This is a genomic window from Parvibaculum sp., from assembly GCF_030651915.1.
Classification (GTDB): Bacteria; Pseudomonadota; Alphaproteobacteria; order Parvibaculales; family Parvibaculaceae; genus Parvibaculum.
Genome location: NZ_JAUSBV010000004.1, coordinates 57,839 through 76,867 on the forward strand (window position 1 = coordinate 57,839; position 19,029 = coordinate 76,867).

The window sequence follows — 19,029 nt, forward strand, 5'->3', positions numbered from 1 at the left end:
CGCAGACAACTATCTTGGATTTGTCGTAGCTAGGCCTGTGCCTCACGCCCCGCTAAGCCATGCAGTGATTAAACCTATACCTAGCGAGCCGGGCTACCAAACTGACCTGCTGGTTCATGCCGACTATGACGTTCATCTTCTGGGAGCAAATCTGCGGATATCCGGAACCCCGCTGACCCAGCAGGACTCTCGCGTGGGCGCTTGCGCTCAAGCGTCCCTCTGGACAGTGGGGCGCCACATGCACATGCGTCATAGAGGACCATGGATATCCACTGTCTCTATTACGGAGTCTGCTTCGACGTCACACGATCTCGAACTGGCAAGACAGTTGCCCGCCGGCTCCGCATTCTTGACGCCCTCGCATATGACGATAGCGCTGAGAAAGATGGGACGCCAAGCATTCTTCTATGTAGCTGACGATCCGAAAGCTACACCGAAAGTCTGGTCACAGAATCTCAAACCAGCAGATGTGATTCACCGCTATGTGGATTCGGGTATTCCAGTTATTTTAGGGCTGGGGCCTAATATGGGTGCTATTGGCCATGCGGTCGTGGCGACAGGCATCATCAACGTACAACGTCCGCAGAACTATCATCTTCCGATACAGCCAACACGCTCTGTCTTCGTCGATTCAATTCTCATCAACGACGACCAAGGCGGTGCAAATCTCAAAGCCTCGATCGATAAAAACTCTGTCTACGGAGAGGTTGGCTGGTCCATTGAAGACAGGCTTCAGTATCTTATTATACCTCTGCCCGACAAAGTCTACATGTCGGCAGAACAGGCGGAGCTTCTTGCCCGTAACTCACTGGACAACTACGAACGTCATTGGACCCAATTACAGAATCAGCCCGGACTGGGCACGTCCATTGACGCCGCGGCGCGGTTCATTGATTCAAAGAATAATTCGAAGCTGATCGCTCGAACATACCTCACGTTTGGGTATCGCTACAAAGAACGGATAATCAGAAACAGCATATCATCAACGTTCAAGAACGAGGTCATCCAAGCAAATCTTCCGAGATACGTTTGGGTAACAGAATTCGGAGAATTCTCGTCGCAAAATCATCTCGACAAGTCGCAGCAACGCATATCTGCACACGTTGTTATAGATGCGACTGCGTCAGTGTTGTGGGAAGCTGAGCTCGCAATGCATGCCCCTGGATTCTGGCTTATAAGATCACACGACGAGGCAAGGCCATACAGCGAATATCTTTTAAACTGGGGCTTAATAGCAGATGATACGGAGTACCGACCGAAGGTCCGGGGGAGTTGAGAGTTCGCTCTACTCCACCCCCGTCGGCAACCCGTCGATGCTGACGCGGTTCTTTTCCTGCCAGTAATCGGCGATGCCGGCCTCGCCTTTCGCTTCGGCCCAGCGGACAAGCGAGGGGCGCTCTTCCTTGTAGCCGTAGAGCGGCACGCCGAAGCCGCAGCTTGTCTGCACCAGTTCGACATCGAGGACGACGATCTGACGTGCGCCGGCAGGCTCGTTGCCGTCGAAGAAACTTTCGAGATAACGCGCATAGTCCGCCGTGCCCTTGCGCGCGACGCGGCCGCGGCCGTAGAGCCGCAGGATCATCGGCGGACCGTCAAAGGCGCAGAACATGATGGTCATGCGGCCATCGGCCTTGAGATGCGCCGCCGCCTCGTTGCCGCTGCCGGTGTGATCGAGATAGCAGACCTCGTTGTCGCCGGTGACGCGGAAACCGTCGAGCCCCTTGGGCGAGAGGTTGATGCGGCTCTCGGCCGTGGCGCTGGCGGTGAAGAAGATGTGCTGGCGCTCGATGAAGGATTTGAGCTCCGGTGTGAGGCTCGGGAACTGTTTGGCCATATTTCTCTCCTTCTCAATCGCCCTCGACAAGCGCGCGGGAACTGGTGTCGGGGATCGTCGAATAATAGGCCGCCGCCGCGACCAGCACCGCGGCGAGGAAGCCGAAGGTGGCGCGGTAGGTGATGTCGAAACCGAAATCCATCCGCAGTAACTGGCCGATCAGCACGCCCGACAGCGCGCTCAGCACGAAGACGCCGGCCATGTTGCCGAAATTGAGAATGGTGATACCGCGCCCGGCAAGACGGTCCGGGAAGATCAGCCTTCCATGCGCGAGCAGCAGCGGCGTGTAGCCGGCATTGAGGCCGAAAATCACGAAGAGCGCGGTCACGAGCCAGAGCGGCGGCGCATCGAGCGCGGCGAGGAGCGCGAGGATGGCCGCCGACAAGGCGGCACCGGCCATGATCGGTTTCTTGATGCTGCCGAAAACGCGCTCGGCATAGCCCCAGACGAGCAGGCCGACAACCTGGCCGGCCGTCAGCAGCAGCAGCACATTGCCGCGGCCGGTCAGATCGAGGCCGTGCACATCGGCCAGATAGGGCGAGGCCCAGAGCGTCTGCACGGCGGCAAAGACCGCATAGCCGGTCGAGATCATCACGAAGAGCGGCGGCACCGCCGGATGGCGGACAACCTCGCCGAGGCCCCGAAGGCTCTGGCCCAGCGTTTCGCGCGGACCCGATGCCGCAGGATGCCCTGCCGGCGCATCGCGCACGATGACGCCCATGATGATCGCGAGGACGCCGGTGAAGACGGCGGCGAGAACGAAGCTGGCGCGCCAGCCGATCGCCTCCACCGCGAAGGCGAGCGGCGCGGTCGCCATCAGCGCGCCGAGCGTGCCGATCGAAATCTGCAACCCCGTCAGCGCCGCGAAACGGTCGGCCGGAAACCAGCGGCGATAGATCATCAAGGGGCCCATCAGCATGACGGAGCAACCGATGCCCATCAGGATGCGGGCGACGGTGAGGCCCATGCGACCTTCCGCCATGGCAAAGACCAGGCAGCCGAGAACGGCGACGCCGACCGAGCCGATCATGGTCAGGCGCGCGCCATAGCGGTCGAGCAGGATGCCGACCGGGATCTGCATCAGCGCAAAGGAGAGGAAGAAGGCGCCGGAAAGAATACCGAGTTCTTCCGGACGGAGCCCGAGATCGGCGGTCAGGTTGGGCGCGATGACGCCGGTCGAGGAGCGCAGGAACTGGCTCACCGTGTAGACGAGGCAGAGAATGGTGACGAGGCCCACGACATAAAGGCGGGAGGCGCGCGGGGCGGACATTGGGCGGCTCTCCCTGAAGGCCGGAGCAGGCCCCCGGCGCGGTTGAATGGCGCCAAGTGCTAGCACGGCCCGACCGGGCGCTGTCAAACCGCCGAAAAAGCAAGGCAACCCGCCCTTTTTCGCACATGCGAAGCAAGCCTTGTGGCGACCCCCCTCCCCGTTATATAAGGCGGCACATTTCGGCCGCCCCCGCACGCTTTGGTTTCGTGCGGCAGGCCGCCTTTTTACCCGGCGGTTACATGTCCATTCGGAATATCGCGATCATCGCCCATGTTGACCATGGGAAGACGACGCTGGTCGATCAGTTGCTTCGCCAGTCCGGCACCTTCCGCGACAACCAGCAGGTTGCCGAGCGGGTGATGGATTCAAACGACATCGAAAAAGAGCGTGGCATCACCATTCTCGCCAAATGCACCAGCGTCGACTGGGAGCAGGATGGCGTCCACACCCGCATCAACATCATCGACACGCCGGGCCATGCCGATTTCGGCGGCGAGGTGGAACGCATCCTGTCGATGGTCGACGGCGTGGTACTGCTGGTGGACGCGGCCGAAGGCCCGCTGCCGCAGACCAAGTTCGTGACCTCGAAGGCGCTGGCGCTGGGCCTGCGCCCCATCGTGCTGATCAACAAGGTCGACCGCCCCGATGCGCGCGCCGACGAAGTGCATATCGAGGCCTTCGATCTTTTCGCCGCGCTGGGCGCGACCGACGAGCAGCTCGACTTCCCGACCATCTTCGCCTCCGCCAAGGAAGGCTGGGCGACCGAAGACCTCAACGCGCCCGACGCGAAGGAACACGGCATGGCGCCGCTCTTCGCCAAGGTCCTGACCCATTTCCACGCTCCCGCTGCGCTGACCGACGGTTCGCAGCAGGAACCCTTTGCGATGCTGGTGACGACCATCGAAAGCGACCCTTATCTGGGCCGCATCCTGACCGGCCGCATCGAAAAGGGCATCGTGAAGCCGAACCTGCCGGTGCAGGTGTTGCGCAAGCCCAAGGGCGGTGAAGCGGCAACCGTCGAAAAGGGCCGCATCACCCGCGTGATGGCGTTCCGCGGCATCCAGCGCATTCCGGTCGACGAGGCGAAAGCCGGCGACATCGTCGCCATTGCCGGTCTGCAGGAAGGCACCGTCGCCGATACGATCTGCGATCCGGTCGTCACCGACGCCATCGACGCGCTGCCGATCGATCCGCCGACGCTGTCGATCACCGTTTCGATCAATGACAGCCCGCTGGCCGGCCGCGAAGGCACCAAGGTGCAGTCGCGCGTCATCCGCGAGCGGCTGATGAAGGAAGCCGAAAGCAATGTCGCGATCCGCGTGTCGGACAGCGAAAACCGCGACGCCTTCGAAGTGGCCGGGCGCGGCGAATTGCAGCTTGGCGTGCTGATCGAGAACATGCGCCGCGAAGGCTTCGAGGTTTCGATTTCGCGCCCGCGCGTGCTTTATCGCGAGGACGACAAGGGCGGCCGCCTCGAGCCGATCGAGGAAGCGACCATCGACGTCGACGACGAATATACCGGCGTCGTGATCGAGAAGGTCTCGAACCGCAAGGGCGAGATGATCGACATGCGTCCGACCGGCGCCGGCAAGACCCGCATCATCTTCCATTGCCCGTCGCGCGGGCTGATCGGCTATCACGGCGAATTCCTGACCGATACGCGCGGCACCGGCGTGATGAACCGCATGTTCCACGCCTATGAGCCCTATCGCGGCGAAATCGAAGGCCGGCGCAACGGCGTGCTGATCTCCAACGGCGCCGGCGACGCCGTGCCTTACGCGCTCTGGTATATCGAGGAGCGCGGTACGCTCTTCGTCCAGCCGGGCGTCAAGGTCTATGAGGGCATGATCATCGGCGAGAACGCCCGCCCCGACGACCTGATCGTCAATCCGCTGAAGGCCAAGCAGCTGACCAACATCCGCACCACCTCGAAGGACGAGGCGGTGCGCTTGACGCCGCCGCGGCCGCTGACGCTCGAACAGGCAATCGCCTATATCGAGGCCGACGAGCTGGTGGAAGTGACCCCGAAGTCGATCCGCCTGCGCAAGCGCTGGCTCGACCCCAACGAACGCAAGAAGTTCGCCCGGGCGGGGTGAGGCGCGGAAAGTTGAGACTCTCGAATTAAATACGTCATGGCCCGCCTAAAACGGGCCATGACGGTTTGGTTTGAGCGGCGATGCACCATCCCGTTTGCCTCGCCCCCTCCCCAATGCCACTCTTCCCCGAAAGAAATGACGGGAGGCGATCATGGCAGGCAACGCCGAATGGCTGGCGCAGGTGACGGAAGCGGCGCTCGAGCCTGCGCTGCCGATCATCGACCCGCACCATCATCTCTGGGACCATCCGGGCTCGCGCTACGAGCTCGATGAACTGTTGGCCGACACCGGCCAGGGCCACAATATCCGCGCCACGGTTTTCGTCGAATGCAAGGCGATGTATCGCGCCGAGGGCCCGGAAAACCTGAAGCCCGTCGGCGAGACCGAATATGTCAACGGCATCGCCGCCAAGTCGGCGAGCGGGCAATATGGACCGATGCGCGCCTGCGCCGGCATTGTCGGCTTTGCCGATTTGCGGCTCGGCGGCAAGGTGGACGACGTGCTGGAAGCGCATCTCGCCCGCGCGCCCGAGCGCTTTCGCGGCATCCGCCATGCGTCCGCCTTCGATCCGAGCCCCGATGTGCGCGCCTCGCACACGCTGCCGCCCAAGGGGCTGCTCGGCCTCGAGACGTTTCGCGAAGGTTTTGCGCGGCTGAAGAAATATGGCCTCAGTTTCGACGCCTGGCACTATCACCACCAGATCCCGGAACTGACGGCACTGGCCCGCGCGCATCCCGAAACGACGATCATCTTCGATCATTTCGGCGGACCGATCGGCATCGGCCCCTATGAAGGCAAGCGCGCCGAAATTTTCGCGCAATGGAAGAAAGATGTGGCGGACCTGGCCGCCTGCCCGAATGTCGTCGCCAAGATCGGTGGCATCAACATGGCCGTCAACGGCTTTGGCTGGCACAAGCGCACCAAGCCGCCGACCTCGGACGAGTTGGTGGCCGCGACACGCGACTGGTATCTGCATTCGATCGACGTCTTCGGTCCCGAACGTTGCATGTTCGAAAGCAATTTCCCGGTCGACAAACTTTCCTGCTCCTACGGCGTCTTGTGGAACGCCTTCAAGAAGATCGCCGGCGGCATGAGCGCCGCCGAGAAGACCTGGCTGTTCCATGACACGGCGGCACGGGTTTACCGACTGGACTAGCGCCGAGGCCCGCTCCATGATGCGGGCCTTCCAACCCGGGGCCCTTCATGCTTTCTCCGCAGCAAATCGACGAACTCGCCGCCTTCGCGCTCGAACTGGGCGATGCGGCGGCCAGGGTGACGCTGCCGCATTTCCGCTCGGGCCTGAGCGTGGACAACAAGCGCGGCAACTTCGCCTTCGATCCCGTCACGGCGGCCGACCGCGACGCCGAGACGGCAATCCGCCGCCTGATCGGCGAACGCTATCCCGATCACGGGGTTCTGGGCGAGGAACATGACAATCATGACGGCACCAGCGGCCTGACCTGGGTGATCGACCCGATCGACGGCACGCGCTCGTTCATTGCGGGCGTGCCCTTGTGGGGAACGCTGATCGCGCTCAATGACGGCACGCGGCCGGTGATCGGGTTGATGGAACAGCCCTATATCGGCGAGAAGTTTCTGGGCCGTCCGGGCAGCAGCGTCCTGATCGGCCCGCAGGGCACAACGCCGCTGAAGACCAGCGCCTGCACGAAGCTCGAGGACGCGCTGCTCGGCAATACCGATCCCGGCATGTTCCGCCGCGACGACGAGAAAGCGGCCTTTCGCGAACTGACCTCGAAGGTCAAGCTGCGGCGCTTCGGCGGCGATTGCTATTTCTATTGCCTGCTGGCGGCCGGCACGCTCGACCTCGTGGTCGAAAGTTCGCTTCAGCCCTATGACATCCAGGCGCTGATGCCGATCATCGAGAATGCCGGCGGCGTCGTGACCGACTGGAAGGGCGGCGATGCGCAACAGGGCGGACAGGTTGTGGCCGCCGCAAACGCCGAACTGCACGCAGCGGCGCTCGAAATCCTGTCGCCGGCGGCAAACGCCTAGCTCTTTTCGAGCTTGCCGGTGAAGGCGTCGAATGCGCCCCAGAAGGCGGCGCGGCAGGCATCAATCTCAATCAGGATTTCGTGTCGCGCACCGGCGATCTCGACAAGTTCGCCCCCCGGCAGGTGGACCGCTGCATGGCGCAACGCTGCGCCGTCGATCAGGCTGTCCTGCGCGGCCAGACAGATCAGGACCGGGGTTTCCACTTCCGCAAGCCAGCCGGGCGCCGAGACCGTGTCGACGGAGCGGAAGGCGGCATGAAGCCAGCCGACGGTCGCCGAACCGAGACCAAGCCCCGGCTCCGCGCGGGTCAGCGCCTGCAGCAGCGCATAGCGCCGTTCGTCATGGGTCAGGATGTTTTCGGCAAAGGGCGTCTCGTCATTGGCCTTCGGCGTTCCGCCCGGCAGATAGCGCGCGCCGAGACCGAGGCGGTCGAGCCCGACCGCAAGCCCGCGCACCGCCAGCGCCATGGCCTTGCCCGGAAAATTCAGCCCCAGCATCGGCGCCGACAGCACGACGCCCGCAAACCAGTCGGGATGGTCATGCGCGGCGCGCATCAGGATGTTGCCGCCCATCGAATGCGCCAGCGCAAACCAGGGCTTCGGGAAACCCGGTGCGACTTCGGCCATGACTTGCGCGAGGTCGCGGTCGAAGGTCGAGAAATCATCGATATGGCCCTTGCGCGGATCGGCAAGCAGGCGTGTCGACAGGCCCTGGCCCCGCCAGTCGAGCGAGACGACGGCGAAACCGCGCGCGCGAAGTTCACCGACGACCTCGAAATATTTCTCGACGAATTCGGTGCGGCCGTTGAACAGGAACACGGTGCCGCGGTGGCCGCCTGCCCAGGTGAAGACGCGCAGCCGCGCACCGTCGGGCATCGTCATCCAGCGCACCTGCCCACCTTCGGGCATCGGATTTTCCGGGATCAGAACGACCGGCGCGCTCACTCGTTCACCGCGCCGCTCCGCCGCGCCATGATCGGCCGCAACCGGGTCACCACCGAAAGATCGCCGACGATCCGGATCCGGCCCTGACGGAAGGCGACATTCTGGTCGACATGGCCCTGCAGGATGTCGAGATTGAGCACGGGATCGATATGCACCGTGCAATCGGCCGGGACGTCGCGGCGATGCACCTCGTTGGGCGTCTTCCGACCGTCGATCACCAGCGCATCGGCGCCCGGATGCACAAATTTGAGCGTCGCGCCGAGCGACACATCGCCGGTCAGCGAGGCCCGCAACAGGGCCTCGATCTCGTCGACCGCCTGGGCCGCGGCTTCCGCCAAACGCCCGGCGGACAATTTCGTCGTTTCGATCATCACGCGTCCATCCGCTTTCCCCGCCGCATCCTATCACCGGCCGCGCCCGCCCGCACAACGGCGCATTGCCGATTTTGGCGGTGCCGCCGATATACATTAGGGTTTGCGAGCTTCGCAAACGGGAAGGCGGCGGGACGCATGAGCTGGGAAAAGGAAAGCGACGAAATCAGACGCCGCCGGGCGCTGGCCAAACGCCAGGGCGGCGCCGAGGCCGTCGCCCGCCAGCACGCCAAGGGCCGGTTGACGCTGCGCGAGCGGATCGCCGGCCTCGCCGACGGCGACAGCTTCCGCGAGCTCGGCGAAGGCGCCGGCGTTCCCCAATTCGACGCCGAGGGAAACCTCGTCGATTTCGAGCCGGCAAACTATGTGCTGGGCTTCGCAACCGTGGGCGGACGCCGCGTCGTCATCGGCGGCGAGGATTTCACGCTGAAAGGCGGCTCGCCCAATCCGGCGGGCCTCAGGAAAAGCGTCTATGCCGAGGAACTGGCGCTGACCTACAAGGTACCGCTGATCCGCCTGCATGAGGGTGGCGGCGGCAGCGTGGCCGGCTCGGCGGGCAAGGGCAATGCCCGGCCGCTGGGCGAGCCGGTCTTCGCCAATCCGCGCTTCCGCTCGATTGCGCAGGTGCTGGGCGAAGTGCCGGTGGCAGCCGCCGCGCTGGGCCCCGTGGCCGGCATGCCGGCCGCCCGCCTCGTCGCTTCGCATTTTTCGGTGATGGTCGAGAATGCGCAGGTGCTGATCGCCGGGCCGAAGGTGGTCGCACGCGCGCTCAACGAGGATCTGACCAAGGAAGAACTGGGCGGCCCGGACGTGCATGCGCGTTCGGGCGTGATCGACAATGTAACGAAGACGGAAGAGGAAGCGCTGGCCGAGATCGCCCGTTTCCTCGCCTATCTGCCCGACAATGTCTGGCAATTGCCGCCGCGCATGGATTGCAGCGACCCGCGCGACCGCGCCGAGGAAAGCCTGCTCTCGATCGTGCCGAAGGATCGCCGCAAGCCGTTCAACATGCGCAAGATCGTCAAGGCGGTGATGGACGAGGGAAGCTTCTTCGAAATGACGAAGCGCTTCGGGCCTTCGCTGATCACCGGTCTGGCGCGGCTCAACGGCGCGAGCGTTGGCGTGATCGCCAATGATTGCCATTTCTATGCCGGCGCGATGACGGCGGCGGCGGCGCAGAAACTTCGGCGCTTCGCCGACATGTGCAACACCTTCCATTTGCCGATCGTTTCCTTCGTCGACGAGCCGGGCTTCATGATCGGCTCGGCTTCGGAAAAGGCCGCCACCATCCGCCACGGCACCGCGGCGATTGCGGCGGTGATGCAGAGCCGCGTGCCCTGGGCCAGCATCATCGTCCACAAGGTTTTCGGCGTGGCCGGCGCGGCGCATTTCGGCCCCGACGGCTTCGTGCTCTCATGGCCGAGCGCCGCGACCGGCGCGCTGCCGGTCGAAGGCGGCGTCGCGGTCGCATTCGCGCGCCAGATCGCCGAGGCCGCAGACCCCGAAGCGCTACGCGCCGAACTGGAAGCGAAACTCGCCGCCGGCCAGTCGCCCTTCCCGCGCGCCGAGGGCTTTTCGGTGCATGAGCTGATCGACCCGCGCGAGACGCGGGCAAGGCTCTGCGATTGGCTCGACTGGGTGGAACCGCGCCGCGCGCTGGCGCTCGGGCCTTATCTGACGACGATGCGACCCTGACGAAAAAAGGCCCCGGTGACGGGGCCTTTTCATTGCCGTCGCCGGGCGATCAATAGGACGAAAAGAGGATCGCGCCGGTGATGGCGCTGATGCCGAGCCAAAGGGCCACATTGTTCCGGTCGCGCGCGCGCACATGATAGTAGGCGCCATATTGCGGATGGGCCTGGTAGTAAACCGGCGCGCCGAACGAGTGGTAGTGATAGGTATGCACCACATGCGGCTGCCAGTGGGACCATGGCCTGTGGTGGTGACGATGAACCACTTTGGGCGGCCGGTGATGATACGCATGACCGTCGTGACGGTCGTCGTCGTGATAGCCGCGATGATCGCCGCGCCCGCGATAGCTCTGATGATGCTTGTTGCCGCCTACGAGATGCAGCGTCGCATCGCCCTGCAGCGCGACGGAGGCCGGCAACGTCACCGCCGCCTGAGCCATGGCCGGTGCGCCGAAACCGAGTGCGACGGCGAGACCGGCAAGAGCGAGAGTTTTTCTCATCTCCCTGTCCTTTCATAATCCGTTCGTACCCCGTACGCAGACAAGAATGAACGGGCGCGCCTGAACGGCAGATGAACGGCACTGCCACGGCGATTTCAACCAAGCACACGGTTTTCCGCGGAAATTTCGCGTTGTAAAACGGCTCAGCCGCCGAGGAAGAGGCGGCCGACATCCGGATTCTCCAGAAGATGGCGGCCCTCGCCCGCAAGCGCGACGCGGCCAGCGACCAGCACATAGCCGATATCGCAGAAATCGAGCCCGCGCCGGGCATTCTGCTCGACCATGATGATGGTCTTGCCCTGCCCGCGCTGCAACTCGCCGAGAATCTCGAACACCATGTCGATCATGCGCGGTTCGAGACCGATGGAGGGCTCATCCACCAGCAGCACCTGCGGGTCCATGATCAGCGCGCGGCTGATTTCGAGCAACCGCCGCTCGCCGCCCGACAAAACGCCCGCCCGTTCGTTGCGGCGCTTGGCGAGACGGTCGTAATGCGCGAACACGCGTTCGGCCGCCGCTTGCGCCTTCGTGCGGTCGGCCAGCAGATAACCGCCCATCAGCAGGTTTTCCTCGACCGTCATGTCCGGAAAGACCGAATTGTCCTGCAGGATATAGGCGATGCCGGCGTCTTTCAGCTTCTCGCTCGGCGTGAGCCGCGTGATGTCGCGCGCACCGGAGGCGATGCGGCCGGCGGTGATTTTGGTGAAGCCGAAAATCGAATGCAGCACGGTCGACTTGCCGGCGCCATTGGGGCCGACCAGACAAAGGCTCTGTCCTTTGCCGACCGCGAGGTCGATGCCGTGCAGGATTTCCATGGTGCCGTAGCCGGCATGCAAGCCTTCGAGCGTCAGCAACGGCGCGCCCGCGACCAGCGAAAGGATCTCCTCGCGCGGCACGGCACGCGCCATTGCTTCGGCCTCGCGCGCGACATCGCCAACCGACAGCACCGTGTCGACGCCGCCCTGCCCGTAACCGCCCGCCAGCGTCTTGTCGTTCTCCGCCATCACGCCACCCCGAGATAGGCGTCGAGCACGCGGGCATCGTCGCGGATTTCGGCCGGCGTGCCCTCGGCCAGCACCTCGCCATGCGCCAGACAGGTGATACGATGCGCGAGATTCATGATGACGCGCATATTGTGTTCGATGACAAGCAGCGTCACACCCAACTCGGCATTGGCGCGGCGCAAGCGGTCGATCAGCCCATTGATCAGCGTCGGATTGATGCCGGCGGTCGGCTCGTCGAGCAGAAGAAGCTTCGGTTCGTTCATCAGCGCCATCGCGAATTCGAGCAGCTTCTGCTGGCCGAAGCTCAGGCGTCCCCCGCGCTCGTCGCGCTTTTCATGCAGGCCGACAAAAGCCAGCAGGTCGTTCGCGCGAACGCGCGTCGCAACCGGCACCGGCTTCAGCAGCGACAGCAGGCCGCCATGCGCCTCGCGGGCGCTGATCGCCATGTTCTCGGCGCAGCTCATCTCGCCATAGATGCGCGTCTGCTGCCAGGTGCGCAACAACCCGAGCCGCGCGATGGGGCCCGCGCGGAGATGCGAAATCGGCTGGCCTTCGAAATAAACCTCGCCGCCATCGACCGGTAGCGTTCCAGTGATGCAGCCGAACAGCGTCGTCTTGCCCGAACCATTGGGGCCGATCAACCCGGCGATCTCGCCTTGTTTCACCGTGAGCGAAATGCGGTCATTGGCGACGACGCCGCCAAAGCGCTTGGTGACATCGCGCACTTCGAGCATCGCTGTCATGGGGCGGCTCCTTCACGCGCCGCGCGGCGCTCGGCGATCCAGCCCATGATGCCTTGCGGGAAGAAGACGACGATGACGACAATCAGAAGCCCGAGCGCGACACGTTGCCAGCCGAGCAGATAGGTCCAGAAAAGTTCCTGCGTGACGTGGAAAACAATGGCGCCGAGCACCGGCCCCCATAGCGTGCCCTTGCCGCCGAGTATCGCCATCAGCACCATCCAGACACCGAAGGTGGCGCCGGCAAAGGCAACATCGCGCGGATCGATGAAGCCGATCATGTTGGCCGCGAGCCCACCCGAGATCGCCAGGAAGAAGGCCGAGATGCACCAGGCGAAGACCTTGATCCGGGTCGTGCGCAGGCCCATCGCATCGGCCTTGTCCTGATCGTCGCGAATGGCGTTGAGCGCGAGGCCGAAACGCGTGCCATAGAGCCAGCGCAGACACAGGAAGCAGACGACGGCGACGGCGAACAGCGAGAAGCAGAAAAAGAACTCGCGCGCCCCGAGCGCGCCGGGATAGAGCGGCAGCGCCATGCCGGAGCCGGCGCCGACATAGTCCCAGCCGGCGGCGATCTCGGCCGCCGTGATACCGAGGCCGAGCGTGCCGATAGCAAAATAGTGACCGCGAATGCCGAGCAGCGCCGCGCCGAACAGCAGCGCCGCTGCAACGGCAAGCACCGCACCGAGTGCCAGACCAAGCGCCAGCGCCTCGAAATAAGGCAACCCCGCATCGCGCTGCACAACGGCCGCCGCATAGCAGCCGATGCCGAAGAAGACGATGTTACCGAAGGAATTGTAGCCCATCCGTCCGCCCAGCATGTCCCAGGTCATTGCAAAGACGACCATCAGCCAGAGAAAGGAGAGCTGCGTGATCAGGCTCGGTGCAACGAAGGGCAGGCCGAGACCAAGCACGACAAGCGCGCCCATGATGTGCCAGTCGGAAAGCCGGTTCATTTGAGGTGCTCCCGGCGCCGGGCGGCGCGCCAATGACGCCAGACAAGAATTGCAACCATCAGCGCGAAGACGAAGGCGATCTGGAATTCGGTGCCGAGGACGAAACCGGCAAGATTTTCAAGCGCACCGAGACCGAGACCGGCGGCAACCACCGCGCCGACATTGCCGACACCGGCGACGACGACGACCATGAAAGAACGGACCGTATAAGGCAGGCCCATATAGGGATGGATGGTCCAGGCCATGACCGCGAGACTGCCGGCCGCGCCGCACAGCGCCGCGTTGAGCGCATAGGTCGCCGCATAGACGCGGCCCGTGTCGATGCCGAGGATGCGTGCCGCGCGCGGATTTTGCGCCGTGGCGCGGATCGCCTGCCCGAGCCGCGCATGGCGCAGGAACAGCCAGAGCGACGCGCCGGCGGCGAGCGCCAGCACGAAGGCGATCATCTTGACCCAGGCGACCGTCACCATCCCGTCGAGAAAATGCAGCGAGCCGAGCCCGGCATCGACCGAGCGCACATCGGCCCCGAAGGAGAGATTGGCAAGCTGCTGGATCAGGATGGCGAGACCGAAGGTCGCAAGGATCGAAATGAAGATGTCCTTGTCAACGACGCGAAAGACAATGGCGCGGTAGAGCACCCAGCCCACGCCGAACATGACGATCGCCGACACCGGCACACCGATGAGCGGCGGCATACCGGCCTGCACCAGCAGAAAGGTCACATAGCCGCCGAGCACGACAAGCTCGCCCTGCACCACATTGACGATGTTGAGCACGCCCCAAACGAGTGCCATGCCATAGGCCGCGAGCGCGAAGATCGCACCGATCAGCAACCCGTTGACGACAACATCGACGGTGACGGCCGGAAACTGGACAAGCAGCGCAAGATTGTCGAGCACGAGACCTCTTCCGCTCTCAGCGTTCGGACCAGGGCGGCGTCGGCCAGCGGATTTTCGCCTCGGCGAACTCCTCCGGATAGACGACGACATATTTGCCGTCCTGCACCTGGAACAGCACGGTCGGCTTGGCGATGTTCTTGCCGGTCTCGTCGAATTCGATCTTGCCGTAGAACGTCATCATCCGCGTTTCGGCCAGCGCATCGCGCACATCTTCGGGATCGAGCGATTTCGTACGTTCGAAAGCATCGGCATAGACCTGCACCGCGGCACTCGATTCGGCCGCCTGATAGGGCGCGACCTCGCCATAGGTCTCCTCATAGAGGCGGGCATAGTCCGACGCGCTGCCGAAGAGCGCGTCGGCATAGGTCAGCGTCGAAGCCCATTGCGCGGCGCAGAGCGCATATTCGGCCGCCAGCCCGAAATTTTCGGCGATGCGCGCCGAATCGCAATGCGTCAGCGCCAGCATCGGCACATTGACGCGCTGATCGGCGAACTGCCGGATGGCGAGCGAGGCGCCCTTGTCGTGACCGGAAATCAGCATCAGGTCAGGTCGGAGCGCCTTGACCTTCGACAGCGTCGCCGACATGTCGTTAAGCTCCGGCGGCAGCTTGTCGTCGACGACCACTTTCATGCCGTGCCGCTTCATGTCGGCCAGAACACCCTCGCGCACATCCTGTGAGAAGGGATCGTTCTCGAACGCCATCGCAACGCGCAGCTTCGACGGATCGTCCGAGAGCCGTGCCGCGATGTCGACGGCGCCGCGCAGATATTCGTCGGTGGTCGACAGCACTGCGAAGAGGTAGCGATAGCCCTTGCGGAAGAGCGATATGGCCGCGCCGTTCGCCTCGACCATCGGGATGCCGTATTTCTCGGTCACCGGCGCGATGGCTTCCGTCAGCCCCGAGGAATAGGGCCCGAGCACATATTGCACCTTGTCCTGCTGGATCAGCCGCTCGACAAGCTGCGCGCCGCGCGCCGGCGTCGACTCGTCGTCGTAATAGATGACTTCAAGCCGGTAGGGCTTGCCGGCCACGGTGACGCCGCCCGCCGCGTTGATCTTGTTGACGGCGAGGTCGTAGCCCTTGCGGGTGAAGGCGCCGTTCGACGAATATTTTCCCGTAAGCGAAACGGCAGCGCCGAGACGGATGACGCCGGGCTCTTCGGCCACCGCGGGCGCCACAAGCAACGTCAGACCCAGAAAAATCCCGGAAAACAGCCCCTTCCGCATCGCCCTCTCCCCCCGCGAACCAACCGAACCGGGACCCTTATACCCGTCTTGACGCCCGCATGTGAAATTCCCAAATAAACAACACCGGACGCCGCGGATCGCGGGTCCGGCCGGGAAAACGGCCACCGGCCATGATGGCGGCGGCAGAGCGTTTTCCTTCATCGACAACATCGCTTGAATAAGGATGTACCTATGCGCAGCTACGATTTTTCCCCGCTCTACCGCTCGACCGTCGGCTTCGACCAGCTTCAGTCGCTGCTCGATTCGGTGACCCGCGAAGCCAGCCAGCCGAGCTATCCCCCCTACAACATCGAACGCACCGGCGAACACGAGTACCGCATCAGCATGGCGGTCGCAGGCTTTGCCGAGAGCGACCTGTCGATTGAGGTGAAGCAGAACGTGCTCACCATTGCCGGCCAACGCGCCGAGCCCGAACAGGCAAGTTATCTCTATCAAGGCATTGCCGGTCGCAGCTTCGAGCGCCGCTTTCAGCTTGCCGACCATGTGGAAGTGAAAGGCGCCCACCTCGAAAACGGATTGCTGCATGTCGATCTCGTGCGCCGCGTACCCGAGGAGCTGAAACCGCGCCGGATCGAGATCTCGAGCGCGCCTGCAAGCCGCAAGACGATCGAGGGCAACCTGGCGGCGGCCGCCGACTAAGGTCTGCGCCGTTTGAAATGCGAGGGACGCCCCGAAAGGGCGTCCCTTTTTGTTGGTCAGCTCTCGAAGGTAAGCCGTGTCTCGACAAGACTGGGGTCGCCCTCCATGCGCTGGCGCGTGAAACCGAGATCGTCGCACATATCGAGCATGCCGCGGTTCTCGCGCAGCACATGACCGAATATCTCGCCGATACCGCGCGTCCGTGCATAGGCAATGAGGTGCTGCATCAGCGCATAGCCAAGCCCGTGGCCCTGCATGTCACTGCGCACGAGGATCGCGTACTCAGCGCGCTCCCGATTGGGGTCTTCGGAGAGACGCCCGACCGCCGCAAGATGCGCGCACGTCTCATCGGTAAAGACGACGAAGGCCATCTCGCGATCGTAGTCGATCTGCGTCAGTCGCGCCGCGAGCTGGCGCGGAAGGCGTTTCAGGGGCGACAGAAAGCGCAGACGCAAATCCTCAGGGTCAGTGTGCACAAGGAGATCGTCAATCAGCGGTGCATCCTCCGGGCGTACCGGGCGCAAGGGAAAAACCTGCCCCTCGCGTCCGGCCAGTGTGCTTTCAAGCGCCGAGGGATAGGGTCGGATGGCAAAGCGCGACGTCCCCCGGCCCTTGGCCGGTTGAATGCGCACGCGCGCATCGAGCGCAATAACGCCCTCATGATCGGCCCAGAGCGGGTTGATATCGAGTTCGGCAACTTCAGGATTGTCGGCGGCAAGATCGCCCAGCGCCATCAGAACACCTGCTATCGCCGCTCGGTCGGCCGGCGGCCGGCCGCGATAGCCGTCGAGCAGCCGTGAGATGCGGGTGCGCGAAATGAGGTCATCGGCCAACACAGGATTGAGCGGCGGCAGCGCCATCGCCTTGTCACGCACCACCTCGACCGCCGTACCGCCCTGCCCAAACAGGATAACCGGACCGAAAGTGGCGTCGTCGACAAGACCCAGAATGAGCTCGAATGCATCCGGTTTCGACGCCATGCGCTGCACTGTGAAACCGTCGATCTCGGCACCGGGACGAAGATGTGCCACGCGCGCCAGCATGCGCGACGCGGCCTCCTCGACCGCCGCCGCATCCTCAAGCGCCAGCGCAACACCGCCGACATCGGACTTGTGCGTGATGTCGGGCGAAAGAATTTTGAGGGCCGCCGGATAGCCGAGTTCATTGGCAATCCGCGCCGCCTCCGACGCCGAACGCGCAATCCTTGTCTCGACCACCGGAATGCCATAGGCGGCAAGCAACGACTTTGCCTCCACCTCGCTCAGCCATTCGCGGCCGGCGGCAAGGGCGGCCTCGACGAGCTTGCGCGCCGCATCGAGATCACGTTGCGGCATCGCCGGACCCGCCGGCGGGATCTCCATCAACAGGCGCTGGTTTCGGTTGTGCCGGACATGCAGCATGAAAGCGCGCACCGCACCTGTTGGCGTGTCATAGGTTGGAATCTTGCTGGCCATGAAGGCCTCACGCGCCGCCTGCGCGCCCTTGTCGCCGAGCCAGTTGGTGAAGACGGGCTTGCTGCTCGCCTCCGCTGCGGCGATCACCGCCTGTGCCGCCGAGAGGTTGTTGACGACGGCGGTCGGACAATTCATCACAAGCAGCGCATCGGTGCCGGGGTCCTCCAGAAGGGCCGCCATCGCATGCGTATAACGCGCAGCGTCAGCATCGCCGATGATGTCGACCGGATTGGCGCGGCTCCAGGTGCGCGGCAACACCTTGTCGAGGGCGGCAACCGTCTCCGGCGAAATCTCGGCAAGGCGGCCGCCCTGATCGATGACGAAATCGGTCGCAAGAACGCCGACACCGCCGCCATTGGTCAGAATGCCGAGGCGGTCGCCGAGAATGGGCCGCCGCTCGGAGCGTGTCGACAGGGTCTCGACCGCCTCGAACAGGTCTTCGATGCCAAGCTCGCGCAACATGCCAGCGCGGCGGAAGGCGGCGTGATAGACAGCATCGGAACCCGCCAAAGCGCCCGTATGGGACGCCGCCGCCCGGGCACCGGCTTCATGCCGGCCCGATTTGATGACGATGACGGGCTTCAACCGCGACGCCTGCCGCCCGGCCGACATGAACTTGCGCGCGTCGGTGATGGATTCGATATAGAGCAGGATGCTTTTCGTCTGCGGATCGGCCGCGAGATAGTCGAGCATGTCGCCGAAATCGACATCCGACATACCGCCAAGCGAGGCAATGGATGAAAAGCCGATGCCGCGGCTCGTCGCCCAATCGAGCACGGCGGTGACGACGGCGCCGGACTGCGAGACAAAGGCAACATTGCCTTTCAGCGGCTGCACATGACCGAACGACGCATTAAGACCGTTACCGGGCGCCATCAGGCCGAGACAGTTCGGGCCCGCAATGCGCAGCAGATATGGCCGCGCCGCCTCGAGCATCTTCTGTTGCAGCGCCCGTCCTTCGTCGCCCAGCTCACCGAACCCGGCGGTGATGACGACCGCCGCTTTCGTGCCGCGCGCGCCAAGTTCGGCGATGAGGCCCGGCACCGTTTGCGGCGGCGTCGCAATGACGGCGAGGTCGGGCGCCTCCGGCAGACTGGCGACATCGCGGAAGAGTTCGACCCCGCCAATGTGCCCACCACGCGGATTGACCGCCCAGATGGGGCCCTCAAGACGAGCGCCCACGAGATTGTCGAGAAGCACATACCCGACCGATCCCTTCCGGGCGCTGGCGCCGACAAGGGCAACCGAGCGTGGCGCGAACATGCAATCGAGATTGCGGATCGACATAATGCCTGCTTTCCCGGTGAAGATTGAGCGTCTGGCGGTGCGGTAATGATGTACGTAAAGTATGGCGCAATTGCGAATTCGG

The 19,029-nt window shown here is 63.8% G+C and carries 17 protein-coding genes; 6 read left to right on the plus strand and 11 right to left on the minus strand.

The features are described from left to right. Nucleotides 1–364 precede the first annotated feature (364 nt). Nucleotides 365–1,276: a hypothetical protein gene (locus Q7V31_RS04090; protein WP_304732565.1), complete on the plus strand. Its 912-nt coding sequence runs from the start codon at nucleotides 365–367 to the stop codon at nucleotides 1,274–1,276. 9 nt (nucleotides 1,277–1,285) lie between these two features. Here Q7V31_RS04090 and Q7V31_RS04095 read toward each other — a convergent pair whose 3' ends face one another. Both Q7V31_RS04095 and Q7V31_RS04100 read right to left on the minus strand, forming a co-directional pair. Then, entirely contained in the window at nucleotides 1,286–1,834 is a 549-nt protein-coding gene (locus tag Q7V31_RS04095) for a pyridoxamine 5'-phosphate oxidase family protein (protein ID WP_304732566.1), read from the minus strand. Between the two features lie 13 nt (nucleotides 1,835–1,847). Continuing rightward, nucleotides 1,848–3,104: an MFS transporter gene (locus tag Q7V31_RS04100; protein WP_304732567.1), complete on the minus strand. Its 1,257-nt coding sequence runs from the start codon at nucleotides 3,102–3,104 to the stop codon at nucleotides 1,848–1,850. A 239-nt stretch (nucleotides 3,105–3,343) separates the two neighbouring features. Between Q7V31_RS04100 and typA the strand changes: the two genes are divergently transcribed. From typA to hisN, 3 genes are all read left to right on the plus strand, one after another. Next, nucleotides 3,344–5,200 carry a translational GTPase TypA gene (gene typA / locus Q7V31_RS04105; protein WP_304732568.1) on the plus strand — a complete coding sequence of 619 codons (1,857 nt, stop codon included), beginning with the start codon at nucleotides 3,344–3,346 and terminating at the stop codon, nucleotides 5,198–5,200. 151 nt (nucleotides 5,201–5,351) lie between these two features. Next, on the plus strand, nucleotides 5,352–6,356 hold the full coding sequence (locus tag Q7V31_RS04110) for an amidohydrolase (protein ID WP_304732569.1): 1,005 nt from the start codon (nucleotides 5,352–5,354) through the stop codon (nucleotides 6,354–6,356). A 47-nt stretch (nucleotides 6,357–6,403) separates the two neighbouring features. After that, complete coding sequence (gene hisN, locus Q7V31_RS04115; protein ID WP_304732570.1) at nucleotides 6,404–7,213, plus strand: histidinol-phosphatase; 810 nt, start codon at nucleotides 6,404–6,406, stop codon at nucleotides 7,211–7,213. On the opposite strand, the gene Q7V31_RS04120 is transcribed toward hisN, so the two are convergent. Then, complete coding sequence (locus tag Q7V31_RS04120) at nucleotides 7,210–8,157, minus strand: alpha/beta fold hydrolase (RefSeq protein WP_304732571.1); 948 nt, start codon at nucleotides 8,155–8,157, stop codon at nucleotides 7,210–7,212. The genes hisN and Q7V31_RS04120 overlap by 4 nt on opposite strands. After that, nucleotides 8,154–8,528 carry an SCP2 sterol-binding domain-containing protein gene (locus Q7V31_RS04125; RefSeq protein ID WP_304732572.1) on the minus strand — a complete coding sequence of 125 codons (375 nt, stop codon included), beginning with the start codon at nucleotides 8,526–8,528 and terminating at the stop codon, nucleotides 8,154–8,156. The genes Q7V31_RS04120 and Q7V31_RS04125 overlap by 4 nt, the downstream gene beginning before the upstream one ends. A 138-nt stretch (nucleotides 8,529–8,666) precedes the next feature. On the opposite strand from Q7V31_RS04125, the gene Q7V31_RS04130 reads away from it, so the two are divergent. Continuing rightward, nucleotides 8,667–10,223, plus strand: a complete 1,557-nt coding sequence (locus Q7V31_RS04130) for an acyl-CoA carboxylase subunit beta (protein ID WP_304732573.1) — start codon at nucleotides 8,667–8,669, stop codon at nucleotides 10,221–10,223. 49 nt (nucleotides 10,224–10,272) lie between these two features. Here the strand turns inward: Q7V31_RS04130 and Q7V31_RS04135 are convergent, their stop codons facing one another. The 6 genes from Q7V31_RS04135 to Q7V31_RS04160 all read right to left on the minus strand — a co-directional run bounded on the left by Q7V31_RS04135 (nucleotide 10,273) and on the right by Q7V31_RS04160 (nucleotide 15,546). Next, nucleotides 10,273–10,719, minus strand: a complete 447-nt coding sequence (locus Q7V31_RS04135) for a hypothetical protein (protein ID WP_304732574.1) — start codon at nucleotides 10,717–10,719, stop codon at nucleotides 10,273–10,275. 143 nt (nucleotides 10,720–10,862) lie between these two features. Continuing rightward, the gene (locus Q7V31_RS04140; protein WP_304732575.1) at nucleotides 10,863–11,723 is read right to left on the minus strand and encodes an ABC transporter ATP-binding protein; all 861 of its coding nucleotides are present in this window, start codon (nucleotides 11,721–11,723) and stop codon (nucleotides 10,863–10,865) included. Next, nucleotides 11,723–12,466, minus strand: coding sequence for an ABC transporter ATP-binding protein (locus Q7V31_RS04145; RefSeq protein ID WP_304732576.1), 744 nt, complete (start codon nucleotides 12,464–12,466; stop codon nucleotides 11,723–11,725). The genes Q7V31_RS04140 and Q7V31_RS04145 overlap by 1 nt, the downstream gene beginning before the upstream one ends. Further along, complete coding sequence (locus Q7V31_RS04150; protein ID WP_304732577.1) at nucleotides 12,463–13,419, minus strand: branched-chain amino acid ABC transporter permease; 957 nt, start codon at nucleotides 13,417–13,419, stop codon at nucleotides 12,463–12,465. Before Q7V31_RS04150 ends, Q7V31_RS04145 begins: the two co-directional genes overlap by 4 nt. Then, complete coding sequence (locus tag Q7V31_RS04155) at nucleotides 13,416–14,318, minus strand: branched-chain amino acid ABC transporter permease (RefSeq protein ID WP_304732578.1); 903 nt, start codon at nucleotides 14,316–14,318, stop codon at nucleotides 13,416–13,418. The genes Q7V31_RS04150 and Q7V31_RS04155 overlap by 4 nt, the downstream gene beginning before the upstream one ends. A gap of 16 nt (nucleotides 14,319–14,334) precedes the next feature. Further along, nucleotides 14,335–15,546, minus strand: coding sequence for an amino acid ABC transporter substrate-binding protein (locus tag Q7V31_RS04160; RefSeq protein WP_304732579.1), 1,212 nt, complete (start codon nucleotides 15,544–15,546; stop codon nucleotides 14,335–14,337). 192 nt (nucleotides 15,547–15,738) lie between these two features. On the opposite strand from Q7V31_RS04160, the gene Q7V31_RS04165 reads away from it, so the two are divergent. Beyond that, complete coding sequence (locus Q7V31_RS04165) at nucleotides 15,739–16,206, plus strand: Hsp20 family protein (RefSeq protein ID WP_304732580.1); 468 nt, start codon at nucleotides 15,739–15,741, stop codon at nucleotides 16,204–16,206. 56 nt (nucleotides 16,207–16,262) lie between these two features. Here the strand turns inward: Q7V31_RS04165 and Q7V31_RS04170 are convergent, their stop codons facing one another. Next, nucleotides 16,263–18,947 carry a bifunctional acetate--CoA ligase family protein/GNAT family N-acetyltransferase gene (locus Q7V31_RS04170; RefSeq protein ID WP_304732581.1) on the minus strand — a complete coding sequence of 895 codons (2,685 nt, stop codon included), beginning with the start codon at nucleotides 18,945–18,947 and terminating at the stop codon, nucleotides 16,263–16,265. Nucleotides 18,948–19,029 lie beyond the last annotated feature (82 nt).